Here is an 11,824-nt window from a genome sequence, read left to right on the forward strand (position 1 = left end):
TTTGTATAATTGGTTTATTCCTTATGGCGTTTCCGTTATCTTTACTGCTTCGCAATAAAAAGAATAGGCTGTGGTATGCCACTTAAAACCGACGAATTAAGAACCCAACCATTGGGCCCAATGCCAGCTCCTCTTGAGTTGAGTAACGCTTACCCAATTACGGACGACGTTGCAGAACGCATAGCTCATTCTCGTCGCCAAATTGAACGTATTCTTAGCGGCCAAGATCAACGCTTACTCGTAATTGTTGGGCCTTGCTCAGTACACGATACTGAAGCAGCGCTAGATTACGCAACCCGCCTATCAGCAATCCAAGAACAGTACAAAGATCAACTTTTTGTTGTTATGCGTACTTACTTCGAAAAACCTCGCACTGTCATAGGTTGGAAAGGATTAATTACGGATCCAAATTTAGATGGTTCGTATGCATTAGAAACCGGCCTGCATAAAGCGCGCAAATTGCTGCTTGATATCAATATGCTTGGCTTGGCAACCGCCACTGAGTTTCTAGATATGGTTACGGGACAATACATCGCAGACCTCATTACTTGGGGTGCGATTGGCGCGCGTACAACTGAATCACAAATTCACCGCGAGATGGCGTCGGCACTGTCTTGTCCTGTGGGTTTCAAAAATGGCACCAACGGTAATATTAAAATTGCCATTGATGCTATTCGAGCTTCAAAAGCGTCGCACTATTTCTACTCTCCAGATAAGAATGGCCGTATGACCGTTTATCGCACGAGTGGTAATCCTTTCGGCCACGTTATTTTACGTGGTGGCGAACAAGGTCCTAATTTCGACGCTCAATCAATTGAAGCTGCTTGCAAACAATTAGCCGAATTTGATTTACCGCAACGCTTGGTTGTTGATTTCAGTCATGCAAATTGCCAGAAAGATCACCGCAAGCAAATGGATGTGGCAAAAGACATCTGTGAGCAAATAAAAAGCGGCAGCACTTTCATCGCCGGCATTATGGCTGAAAGCTTCATTATTGAAGGCAACCAGCCAATGGACGATCTCACTTCCCTAACCTACGGCAAGTCGATTACCGATCCTTGCTTGAGCTGGGAAGACACTGCGAACATGTTGGAACTATTGGCGAACGCTGTTAAAGCTCGCCCATAAATTTACTTAGAGGATATCTACATGCCATCTTTTGATATTGTTTCTGAAATTGATAGCGTTGAACTGCGCAACTCAGTAGAAAACGCGTCTCGTGAACTTTCTACTCGTTTTGACTTCCGTAATGCGACCGCTGAATTTGAGCTACAAAAAGATGAAACAGTAAAACTCACAGCGGAAGGAGACTTCCAGCTTAAACAAATGCGCGAAATTCTTCGTGGCCACCTTGCAAAACGCGGCATTGACGCTGGTTCTCTTGAATCAAAAGAACCAGAAGCGACGGGTCGTAGCTGGCACCAAGTGATTGTGTTTAAGCAAGGCATCGATACACCAATGGCGAAAAAAGTTGTTAAGTCATTGAAAGATGCCAAGTTAAAAGTACAAGCGTCAATCCAAGGCGAAAAAGTACGTGTAACGGGCAAAAAACGCGACGATCTTCAAACGGCGATTGCACACATCCGTGGCGCAGAGTTGGGTCAACCATTCCAGTTTGAAAACTTCCGCGATTAAGTTCAAACAAGATTAAGCTCAATCAATATTGAGCCGATTAAAAAACCCGCCACTCGGCGGGTTTTGTTTTATATCCATCAGGACACGTACTGAAGCGCAATTTTATGTCAGTATGACAATGCCTGACGCTGATGAGTGTCATTGACTTGCTAGCTTTAAATGCATCGCTTGTTTGATCAGCAAACTGAACTTGGTCGAGGTTTGCGGAATAAGCACCACAACACGTAATTGTGCTTTCTGCGCCTGTGCGAGCATCGTTGATAGCGCCACTTCATCAGCGAAAGCAAGACGCTCCGCATCGCGGCGTACAGAATCGATGAATACAAACGGGCAATCTTGCGCATAAAGCACTAACTCCGCTTGTTGCATCAACCGAAGAGCTTTTAGCGATAACAGTTCAACATCATCACCAAATTCAATCCAAGTAATTTGCCCTACCTCGGTATTCGGCTGATCAATTAAGTGTCGATAACATGACTCAAGCACCTGGTGTGAAGTCGCCACCTCGACTTCGGGCAAGTCAAAAAAGCGTTCCCAAAACTTTCTTCTCGATTCAACATCAGGCAGTGCTTGTTTAATATCGTTGCGTTTCGACGCTGCAAAATCCGCTTGAATATTTAAGTTCTGTGGTAATTGAGCTTCGAGTCTTTGTCGAATATTACGCACCAAGACCGGTGATGCGCCGCCACTCGAGATCGCAACTTGAATACGGCCACGATTGATCATAGAAGGCGTGATAAAGTCACAATACGGCTGATCGTCGACCACATTCACTAACAAACCCAATTGCTTTGCGTCGTGATGAACTTGGTGATTAAGTTCTGGGTTATCCGTCGTCGCCCAAACTTGCACATAGCGCATGCTTAGCTGATCTTTTGAGTAAAAGTTTTGAATCCACTGGCATTCATTTTGCTCAACTAACGTTTTTAAGTAGCGATCAATTGTTGGCGATACAATGGTGACTATCGCCCCTGCGCGAACTAAGCTATCCACTTTTCGACACGCAACCTCTCCTCCGCCGACAACTAAAACGGACTTGGCTTTCAGATCTAAAAATATTGGAAAATACTGCATCGGACTCCCTGATACTTCGATGTTGCGCTCTCATACGCCTAAAAAGAACCTTATCAGTTCATTCGCGACACAAGCAATGTAAAGCAAACCCTATGATACTGATTTTACTTCTTAACTGCGAGAGAATCGGACAACCCTTCAATTACGACTTAAGTATTATTTACATAAAATTAACAACTAAGCATGATGATAGATGTCTAGGTTTGTGATTTCGCTCAAAATACTATTTAAATTATACATTTGAGAAACAACAATTCCTTACCTAGGCTTACAACTGGTTCAGTTAGTATGTTGTGAAATTTTACAACTATCAATAAACCAATAACAAAGTACGTAACGTTTTTTGCGTTGTTTCAGGCGCAGTCCTGATTAACATGGAACATACAGGAAGTAGACACATGGCTAAAAAACTAACACTTCTTGCTTCAGTCGCAGTTGCATCTACCGCTTTAATGTCAGCTCAAACGCTTGCAGCAGATAGCACGCTCGATAAAGTAAAGAAACAAGGATTTATCACTTGTGGCGTAAGCACTGGCTTGCCGGGATTTTCTAACCCTAACTCTAAAGGTGAATGGGAAGGTATCGATGTTGAGTACTGCCAAGCACTCGCAGCCGCCGTATTAGGCGACAAAACCAAAGTTAAATATGTACCATTAACCGCAAAAGAGCGTTTTACCGCCCTTCAATCTGGCGAGATCGATGTTCTATCACGTAATACAACGTGGACTCTCCACCGTGACACTTCTCTTGGTCTTAACTTTGTCGGCGTAAACTACTACGACGGACAAGGTTTCATGGTGAAAAAAGATCTTGGTGTTACTGGCGCAAAAGAACTTGATGGCGCCGCAGTTTGTGTTCAATCCGGCACCACGACCGAGCTGAACCTCGCCGATTACTTCCGCAACAATGGTATGAGCTATAATCCTGTCGTCTTTGATACCGCGGCTCAAACATCAAAAGGTTTTGATGCAGGGCGCTGTGATGTACTCACGACAGACCAATCTGGTCTTTATGCTCTACGTTTGAATCTGGCGGATCCAAGTTCAGCCATCGTACTGCCTGACATCATTTCTAAAGAACCTCTTGGACCAGTCGTGCGCCAAGGTGATGACAAATGGTTTAACGTTGCTAAATGGACGTTAAATACGATGGTCAATGCCGAAGAGTACGGTATTACATCAGAAAACGCGGATGAAATGCTGAAATCTTCCGATCCTAACATCAAACGTATCCTTGGTGTCGACGGCCCTAAAGGTAAAGGACTGGGGCTAAATGATGATTGGGGCTACCAAATTATCAAACAAGTGGGTAATTACGGCGAAAGTTTTGACCGTTCAGTCGGTGAAGGTTCTCCACTACAAATTTCTCGTGGTGTGAATGCACTATGGAATGCGGGTGGTTTCATGTACGCCCCACCAATCCGATAGTCACTATAACGATAATGATACAGGGCGGTTCTTCCGCCCTTTTATTACCTTTGATGGATTAGAGGTTAATGCAGTATGAAACCTACCCAGACTGGGGCGCCAAAAGAAAAAAATTCTGTGGCCAGCCTTGTTTATAATCCCACTTTTCGCTCAGTCGTTTTCCAGATCATCGCGGTCAGCGCACTTGGCTTTTTCTTTTACACCATTGTTAACAATGCACTTTCCAATCTCGAATCGCGGGGTATTGCTACGGGATTTGATTTCCTCAATCAAGAAGCTGGCTTTGGGATTGGCCTAACACTGATTGAATACGACGAAACCTACTCATACGGCCGTACCTTTATCATCGGTCTATTAAACACCGCAATGGTCTCTTTTTTAGGTGTTATCTTAGCGACCGTTCTTGGTTTTACCATCGGTATCGCCCGACTGTCGTCCAACTGGCTTGTGAGTCGACTCGCTGCCGTTTATATCGAAGTTTTCCGTAACATCCCACTGCTGCTGCAAATCTTTTTCTGGTACTTTGCCGTGCTCCAAGCACTGCCTTTGCCGAGACAAAGTTTAAACATTGGCGAAGCCGTGTTCTTAAATGTTCGTGGACTGTATTTCCCCTCTCCGGTATTTGAAGCCGGTTCGAGCTATATCTTCCTTGCGCTTGCGATTGGCATTGTCGTTTCGATCGCCATTAATACATGGGCGAAAAATCGCCAAAAGATAACTGGCCAACAAACCCCAATGCTTCGCATCGTATTGGCCCTATGTGTCGCGCTTCCAGTGGCTGCTTACTTTCTCACTGGTTCACCTATTTCAGCCGAATATCCGGCGCTTAAAGGCTTCAATTTCAGAGGGGGTTTGAGCATTATTCCTGAACTTGCCGCACTGCTACTGGCGTTAAGTATCTATACCGCCTCTTTTATTGCTGAAATCGTTCGCTCTGGCATTAATGCGGTAAGTCACGGGCAAACCGAAGCCGCAATGTCACTGGGATTATCGCGTTCAAAAACGCTTAAGTTAGTCGTGATCCCTCAGGCGCTGCGGATCATCATTCCGCCCTTAACCAGTCAGTATTTGAATTTAACCAAAAACTCCTCACTAGCAATGGCGATTGGTTATCCCGATTTAGTGTCAGTGTTTGCGGGCACAACACTCAATCAGACCGGTCAAGCAATCGAAATCATTGCTATGACGATGGCCGTTTATCTCAGCTTAAGTCTCATCACTTCAGCCTTGATGAATATCTACAATCGTAAAGTCGCTTTGGTGGAGAGATAATATGAGTACACATCAGTTTCAACCTGACCTACCGCCACCAGCGAATACCGTGGGTGTGATCGGCTGGTTACGACGTAACTTATTCAATAACGTTGCCAACTCTATCGTCACTCTTATTCTTGGTTACTTCGCCTTTATTGGCCTTTGGGGCGCACTCCAATGGGCCGTACTTGATGCAGATTGGGTCGGCAGTACTCGCGACGACTGCTCACGCGTTGGTGCATGCTGGGTCTTTATTAGCGTTCGCTGGGATCAGTTCATGTTTGGCTTTTATCCTCAAGCAGAGCTTTGGAGACCACAATTATTCTATGCCACACTAGCGATTTTTACGGTGCTATTAGCCTATGAAAATACGCCTAAACGCACCTGGATTTGGCTGTTTTTTGTTAATGTCTATCCATTCCTTGCTGCAGGCTTACTTTACGGCGGTGTTTTTGGTCTAGACGTCGTAGAAACGCACAAATGGGGCGGCTTACTCGTCACTCTAATTATCGCGTTGGTTGGTATTGTGGTGTCGTTACCGATTGGTGTCGCGCTCGCTTTGGGTCGTCGATCGGATATGCCCATCATTCGCAGTATTTGTACGGTTTATATCGAAGTGTGGCGTGGCGTTCCACTGATCACCGTCTTGTTTATGGCTTCGGTCATGTTACCTCTGTTTCTCTCTGAAGGCTCAGAGACTAACAAGCTAATTCGTGCACTTATTGGGGTAGTCTTGTTTAGTTCGGCGTATATGGCCGAAGTAGTTAGAGGCGGTTTGCAGGCCATACCTAAAGGGCAATATGAAGCCGCCGATGCTCTGGGATTGAGTTACTGGAAAAAGATGGGCCTCATTATTCTCCCCCAAGCACTGAAAATCAGTATCCCATCGATCGTTAATACGTTTATTGGCCTATTCAAAGACACCAGTTTAGTGCTCATTATCGGTATGTTTGATGTCCTCGGTATCGGACAAGCCGCGAATACTGACCCTCAGTGGTTAGGGTTCGCCACCGAAAGTTATGTGTTTGTCGCCCTTGTGTTTTGGGTATTTTGTTTCGGCATGTCGCGCTATTCAATCTGGCTTGAAAATAAACTCCATACCGGCCACAAACGATAATGAATGCATATAAGGAAGTATGATATGACTCAGAAAGATTACATGATTGAAATTGATAACATGAACAAATGGTATGGCGAATTCCACGTTCTAAAGAACATCAATCTTTCCGTAAAAAAAGGGGAGAAAATCGTCATCTGTGGACCTTCAGGTTCAGGTAAATCCACCATGATTCGTTGCATCAACCGGTTAGAGGAACACCAACGCGGTCATATTTTCGTTTCTGGTAATGAGTTGACTGAGGATCTCAAAAATATCGAGGCGGTGCGTCGTGAAGTCGGCATGTGTTTCCAGCACTTTAACCTCTTCCCTCATTTGACGGTGCTCGAAAATTGTACTCTCGCTCCGATTTGGGTTAAGAAAATGCCAAAAGCCGAAGCGGAAAAGATTGCGATGCAATATTTAGAACGAGTTAAGATCCCTGACCAAGCGGATAAATATCCAGGGCAGCTTTCTGGCGGCCAGCAGCAACGTGTTGCCATCGCACGATCGCTGTGTATGAACCCGCAAGTCATGCTATTTGATGAACCAACGTCAGCGCTCGACCCTGAAATGGTAAGAGAAGTGCTTGATGTTATGGTTGAGTTGGCCGATGAAGGGATGACCATGCTTTGTGTCACCCACGAAATGGGGTTTGCGAAAGAAGTCGCCGATCGCGTTATCTTTATGGATGCTGGTGAAATCATTGAGGAGAATAATCCCATCGATTTCTTTGAAAACCCGCAATCCGATCGTACGCAAAATTTCCTCGCCCAAATCTTACACCATTGATCGTTAAGGGGCAGTCATCTGCCCCTTTCTTTTAGGTGCTTTCGTTTTCATCACCCAAATAATCTCCTTATTTTTTATTAACTTATTCTCGCCATTGTCTCTTTTCTCAACATACACACGTGTTAAACTAACTGCGTTTGACGATTTTATGCCAGAATCGGTTAAATTGTGTTACATCTTGAACGTTACATAAGCGCCTATTTCTATTATTATTTTTGAACGATACAAACATGAGGCTTGATCTTTTTCATGAACACCCTCATAAATGTAGTTATAAGCATAAAAACCCAATGAGGAAGATTATGAACAGCCCTATGTTTACCCGCTCAACCAGTGCGAACCGCACTCTTGAGATCAACAAAACACTTAGAAATACCTATTTCTTACTATCGATGACACTCGTCACCAGTGCTATTGCGTCTGTCGTAACAATGGCCGTCGGTATCTCGTCAATGATGGCTCTAGTCATGCAACTAGCCGCGATTGGTATTCTATTTTTTGCCTTGCCTAAGAGCATTAACTCATCAATGGGTATTGTTTGGACGTTTGTGTTTACCGCTCTAATGGGTGGCGCATTAGGTCCAATGCTGACTTACTACGCATCGATGACCAATGGCCCTTCAATCATCGCACAAGCGCTTGGTTTAACCGGTATGGTATTCCTTGGTTTGTCTGCTTATACCATCAGCAGCAAGAAAGACTTCTCTTTCATGCGTAATTTCCTGATTGCCGGTCTGATCATTGTTATCGTTGCTGCAATCATTAATATCTTTGTCGGCTCTACGATTGGTCAACTCGCTATCAGCAGCATGTCTGCATTGGTGTTTTCTGGCTTTATTCTTTTCGACACGAGCCGTATTGTACGCGGTGAAGAAACGAACTACGTGAGCGCAACGATTTCAATGTATCTGAATATCCTTAACCTGTTCACAAGCTTACTGGCTATTCTTGGCATTATGAATGACGACTAATTAGTCATTACTGTTTAAAAAAAGCCCGATGGTGTAATGCTATCGGGCTTTTTTATTGAGCAAAGTGTAGAGCTGAGCTACCCTATTTCTGAACTAATCGATTGGAATTTTATAATGTTCGAATACAACGGCAAAACCATTGAAACGGATGCTCAAGGCTACCTATTAGATTCAAAACAATGGGAAGAAGGTATGATTGAAGTGCTCGCGGAACAAGAAGGCATTTCACTTACTGAAGCGCACTTAGAAGTCGTTCACTTTGTTCGTGCATTCTATCTAGAGTTTAATACCTCTCCCGCGGTAAGAATGCTGGTAAAAGCAATGGAAAAAGCGCACGGACCAGAAAAAGGGAATAGCAAATACCTATTCAAACTGTTCAAAGAAGGCCCAGCAAAACAAGCGACCAAGCTAGCCGGTTTGCCTAAACCAGCAAAATGCTTGTAACACTCAATCCTGTAGCTTGCTACAGGATATTAAATCCATTATAGCGCTTAGCCGTATCGACTATCTCTTCTTTCACCACGCCATCAACTCTTGATCCTCGTGGACCTTTTACTAAAAATTCCGCCATCTGGACTAACTGCGTATCCGTCCCGAACGCGACAACTTCAACATCACCCTCTACAAGATTTTTGGCATAACCTGTCAGGCCAATCGACAGCGCAAAATACGCAGTATGGTATCGAAACCCTACCCCTTGAACCTTGCCACATATCTTAAATTTCATACCTTTAGGCATCATTTTTATACCGCCTCTTTTGGCTCAGTGATATAGTACTTTAGTTTATTACCCACCATTGGATTCAGTGGGTTACCTTTATGGAATTATCATTATGAAAGAAATACCGTTTCGCTGGATTGACAAATATCTCATTCATTTAAAGCTACAAGAAAAATTCTATCTACTCTTCTTGCTGCCTATTTTGGCCTTAGTTATTTTGACACTCGTGTTTGATAGCGCTTCAAACGCCATGCTCAATCACCTCTATCAAGATGAATTACGCCTATTAAGCCAACTCATTGAAACGGGTCAACTGAGTCAAGCACAAGTCGCTGACATGATTCGTGGTTCACACACTATCACCTTTGGCCAAGGTGAAGGTTCGATTGCCATTAATGGTGGTGAATTTAGTCTTATCGCAACACACGACCAGAACATTTGGTCTAGCTTATCGACCATCCAGATCACGATTATTGTGGCAACGCTATTGTTCATGGCTCTTTCTGTTTACTACATCATGACATTCATTGGCGGTGCCATGTTTACCATGAATAAAGCCCTGAGTACGCTTGCCGATGGCGATCTAACAAGCCGGATGAATTTCTTCAAAGTTCGTGATGAGTTTAGCGAAATCGCAATCACCATTGATAGTCTGGCACAACGTGAGCAAAACATGGTGCTCTCGATTCAAGCTTCAATCGCCTTAATGCAGCAGATCAGCTCTGAACTCAATCAATCTACCCAAGAAAGTGCACAAGTATCAGGTCAGCAGCAAGAACATCTCAATTCTCTCGCCAGCGCGACAGAGCAGATGGCCTCAACAATTCGAGAAGTGGCGACATTAGCCCACGAATCAAGCTCACAAACTGATGAAGCTCGTAGTGTTACTCAGCAAGGTCAAGTCAAAGTCCGCCATACGCTCAGCTCAATTTCCAGCCTATCCTCCGAAATTCAATCCGCTTCAGAGGCTGTCGCAGAACTCGATGCCAACGCGGCAAAAATTGACGAAGTCGTCACCGCGATTAATGGTATTTCTGAGCAAACAAACCTACTGGCACTGAATGCAGCGATCGAAGCGGCCCGCGCCGGTGAACAAGGTCGTGGCTTTGCCGTGGTGGCTGATGAGGTGCGCGCACTTGCTGGCAGAACGCAGCAAGCCACCGTCGAAATTCAGTCTATGATTGAAGCACTGCAACGCAATAGCCAATCTCTGACTCGTTTGATGGAAACCACCGTTGCTAACGCCAATAGCGGACAAACTTTGATGTCGGAAGTGAATCATGAAATCGGTGAGTTGGCCGATAAGAATCAGAGTATTTCTGACAGCTCGACGCAAATCGCAACCGCGGCGGAAGAGCAAGGTGTGGTCGCAGATAACATTGCGGCGAGCGTCGAAGAGATCAGACACCAATCTGATACCGTGTGCTCAATGCTTAATGACACTCAATTGCATATTGAACAGCTGCGAAATCAAAGCGCCAGCATGGAAGAGATGCTCACGGGTATAAAAGCCTAACCCTACTCTGCGTATCCATCATAAAGAGCCATCTACGGATGGCTCTTTTATTTGCTTTTCATGGGCGCTTGCTCGACAATACCTCTCCTTTCAGAACAACCAATTGAGTAACCCAATGACCCCAGCAATTTACCTCGTTAAAGGCCGCGACAAATCACTTCGCCGTAGACACCCATGGGTATTCTCCCGTGGTATCAGCAAAGTAGAAGGCGAGCCAGAATTAGGCCAAACGGTAGATGTGTTTGCTGACAACGGTCAGTGGTTAGCAAAAGCGGCGTATTCACCAAATTCTCAAATTCGTGCTCGTGTATGGAGTTTTGAAAAAACCAATATCGATAAAGCGTTTTTTGTAAAACGTATCCGCGACGCACAACTGATGCGCGAAGAGATCATCGAACGTGATGGCCTAACCGGTTACCGCCTAATTGCTGCTGAATCTGATGGCTTACCAGGTATCACCATCGATAAGTACCAGAACTTTTTGGTATGCCAACTGCTAAGTGCTGGTGCAGAATTTAATAAGCAAACGCTTGTTGAAGCGTTGCTAGAGGTTTTCCCTGAAGCCAATATTTACGAACGTTCAGATGTCGCGGTGCGTAAAAAAGAAGGCCTGCCAGAATCTACCGGCGTTTTACACGGAGAAATGCCACCTAAGTCCGTTGTTATTGAAGAAAATGGCGTAAAGATCAGCGTTGATATTGTGGGTGGCCATAAAACGGGTTTCTACTTGGATCAGCGTGATAGCCGTTTGCAATCAATGAAATACGTGAAAAATAAAGACGTACTTAACTGCTTCTCTTACACCGGTGGCTTTGGTCTTTATGCACTTAAAGGTGGTGCAAAGCGCGTCATCAATGCGGATGTGTCTCAACCTGCACTTGATACGGCGAAATTCAATGCAGAATTAAACGAATTTGATATTTCAAAGAAACGTGGCGTATTCCTAAACGCAGATGTGTTCAAGCTACTACGTGAATACCGAGATCAAGGGACCAAATTTGATGTCGTGATTATGGACCCACCTAAATTTGCTGAGAGTAAAGCTCAGTTGAATGGTGCATGTCGTGGCTACAAAGACATCAACATGCTTGCAATGCAGATCCTTAACCCAGGCGGCACGCTGCTGACTTACTCGTGTTCTGGTCTAATGGACCAAGTGCTGTTCCAAAAAATCATTGCGGATGCGGCAGTCGATGCGAATCGTCAGGTTAAATTTGTTGAGCGTTTTGAGCAAGCAGCCGATCACCCAACAGATACCGCCTACCCAGAAGGTTTTTACCTTAAAGGTTTCGCGTGTAAAGTGCTGTAATATAGTACTTTAATAAAAGCGATATATAG

12 protein-coding genes are annotated in these 11,824 nt (G+C 44.5%); 10 read left to right on the forward strand and 2 right to left on the reverse strand.

All coding sequences use genetic code 11. The features are described from left to right. The first annotated feature begins 75 nt into the window (after positions 1–75). Together OJ16_RS00485 and OJ16_RS00490 are read left to right on the forward strand one after the other, a co-directional pair. Positions 76–1,128: a 3-deoxy-7-phosphoheptulonate synthase gene (locus tag OJ16_RS00485; RefSeq protein ID WP_040986321.1), complete on the forward strand. Its 1,053-nt coding sequence runs from the start codon at positions 76–78 to the stop codon at positions 1,126–1,128. A 21-nt stretch (positions 1,129–1,149) separates the two neighbouring features. Then, positions 1,150–1,635, forward strand: a complete 486-nt coding sequence (locus tag OJ16_RS00490; protein WP_040986323.1) for a YajQ family cyclic di-GMP-binding protein — start codon at positions 1,150–1,152, stop codon at positions 1,633–1,635. A gap of 138 nt (positions 1,636–1,773) precedes the next feature. Here the strand turns inward: OJ16_RS00490 and OJ16_RS00495 are convergent, their stop codons facing one another. Beyond that, positions 1,774–2,709, reverse strand: a complete 936-nt coding sequence (locus OJ16_RS00495; protein WP_040986325.1) for a precorrin-2 dehydrogenase/sirohydrochlorin ferrochelatase family protein — start codon at positions 2,707–2,709, stop codon at positions 1,774–1,776. A gap of 398 nt (positions 2,710–3,107) precedes the next feature. Here OJ16_RS00495 and OJ16_RS00500 point away from each other — a divergent pair, with 398 nt between their 5' ends. The 6 genes from OJ16_RS00500 (at position 3,108) to OJ16_RS00525 (ending at position 8,693) form a co-directional block, all read left to right on the forward strand. Beyond that, positions 3,108–4,136, forward strand: coding sequence for an amino acid ABC transporter substrate-binding protein (locus OJ16_RS00500; protein ID WP_040986327.1), 1,029 nt, complete (start codon positions 3,108–3,110; stop codon positions 4,134–4,136). A 75-nt stretch (positions 4,137–4,211) separates the two neighbouring features. Then, entirely contained in the window at positions 4,212–5,408 is a 1,197-nt protein-coding gene (locus OJ16_RS00505) for an amino acid ABC transporter permease (protein WP_040986329.1), read from the forward strand. Position 5,409: 1 nt separating this feature from the next. Continuing rightward, entirely contained in the window at positions 5,410–6,507 is a 1,098-nt protein-coding gene (locus tag OJ16_RS00510; protein ID WP_040986331.1) for an amino acid ABC transporter permease, read from the forward strand. 24 nt (positions 6,508–6,531) lie between these two features. After that, on the forward strand, positions 6,532–7,278 hold the full coding sequence (locus tag OJ16_RS00515) for an amino acid ABC transporter ATP-binding protein (RefSeq protein ID WP_040986333.1): 747 nt from the start codon (positions 6,532–6,534) through the stop codon (positions 7,276–7,278). Between the two features lie 302 nt (positions 7,279–7,580). Continuing rightward, positions 7,581–8,249 (forward strand): Bax inhibitor-1/YccA family membrane protein, encoded by a 669-nt coding sequence (locus OJ16_RS00520; RefSeq protein ID WP_040986335.1) that lies wholly within the window; start codon positions 7,581–7,583, stop codon positions 8,247–8,249. Positions 8,250–8,363: 114 nt separating this feature from the next. After that, positions 8,364–8,693, forward strand: coding sequence for a TusE/DsrC/DsvC family sulfur relay protein (locus OJ16_RS00525; RefSeq protein ID WP_040987063.1), 330 nt, complete (start codon positions 8,364–8,366; stop codon positions 8,691–8,693). Between the two features lie 19 nt (positions 8,694–8,712). Here the strand turns inward: OJ16_RS00525 and yccX are convergent, their stop codons facing one another. Beyond that, on the reverse strand, positions 8,713–8,991 hold the full coding sequence (gene yccX, locus OJ16_RS00530) for an acylphosphatase (RefSeq protein ID WP_040986337.1): 279 nt from the start codon (positions 8,989–8,991) through the stop codon (positions 8,713–8,715). Positions 8,992–9,082: 91 nt separating this feature from the next. Between yccX and OJ16_RS00535 the strand changes: the two genes are divergently transcribed. Both OJ16_RS00535 and OJ16_RS00540 read left to right on the forward strand, forming a co-directional pair. Continuing rightward, positions 9,083–10,486 carry a methyl-accepting chemotaxis protein gene (locus OJ16_RS00535; protein ID WP_040986339.1) on the forward strand — a complete coding sequence of 468 codons (1,404 nt, stop codon included), beginning with the start codon at positions 9,083–9,085 and terminating at the stop codon, positions 10,484–10,486. A gap of 115 nt (positions 10,487–10,601) precedes the next feature. Then, complete coding sequence (locus OJ16_RS00540) at positions 10,602–11,795, forward strand: class I SAM-dependent methyltransferase (protein WP_040986341.1); 1,194 nt, start codon at positions 10,602–10,604, stop codon at positions 11,793–11,795. The last annotated feature ends 29 nt before the right edge of the window (positions 11,796–11,824 follow it).

The sequence above is a fragment of the Vibrio renipiscarius genome (assembly GCF_000827885.1).
Classification (GTDB): domain Bacteria; phylum Pseudomonadota; class Gammaproteobacteria; order Enterobacterales; family Vibrionaceae; genus Vibrio; species Vibrio renipiscarius.

Excerpts from the sequence above, each read along its gene's own strand:
- OJ16_RS00485 (WP_040986321.1), top strand. The coding sequence starts at position 76 with ATGCCACTTAAAACCGACGAATTAAGAACCCAACCATTGGGCCCAATG.
- OJ16_RS00515 (WP_040986333.1), top strand. The coding sequence starts at position 6,532 with ATGACTCAGAAAGATTACATGATTGAAATTGATAACATGAACAAATGG.
- OJ16_RS00540 (WP_040986341.1), top strand. The coding sequence starts at position 10,602 with ATGACCCCAGCAATTTACCTCGTTAAAGGCCGCGACAAATCACTTCGC.
- OJ16_RS00495 (WP_040986325.1), bottom strand. The coding sequence starts at position 2,709 with ATGCAGTATTTTCCAATATTTTTAGATCTGAAAGCCAAGTCCGTTTTA.
- OJ16_RS00505 (WP_040986329.1), top strand. The coding sequence starts at position 4,212 with ATGAAACCTACCCAGACTGGGGCGCCAAAAGAAAAAAATTCTGTGGCC.
- OJ16_RS00520 (WP_040986335.1), top strand. The coding sequence starts at position 7,581 with ATGAACAGCCCTATGTTTACCCGCTCAACCAGTGCGAACCGCACTCTT.
- OJ16_RS00500 (WP_040986327.1), top strand. The coding sequence starts at position 3,108 with ATGGCTAAAAAACTAACACTTCTTGCTTCAGTCGCAGTTGCATCTACC.
- OJ16_RS00535 (WP_040986339.1), top strand. The coding sequence starts at position 9,083 with ATGAAAGAAATACCGTTTCGCTGGATTGACAAATATCTCATTCATTTA.
- OJ16_RS00490 (WP_040986323.1), top strand. The coding sequence starts at position 1,150 with ATGCCATCTTTTGATATTGTTTCTGAAATTGATAGCGTTGAACTGCGC.
- OJ16_RS00510 (WP_040986331.1), top strand. The coding sequence starts at position 5,410 with ATGAGTACACATCAGTTTCAACCTGACCTACCGCCACCAGCGAATACC.
- yccX (WP_040986337.1), bottom strand. The coding sequence starts at position 8,991 with ATGATGCCTAAAGGTATGAAATTTAAGATATGTGGCAAGGTTCAAGGG.
- OJ16_RS00525 (WP_040987063.1), top strand. The coding sequence starts at position 8,364 with ATGTTCGAATACAACGGCAAAACCATTGAAACGGATGCTCAAGGCTAC.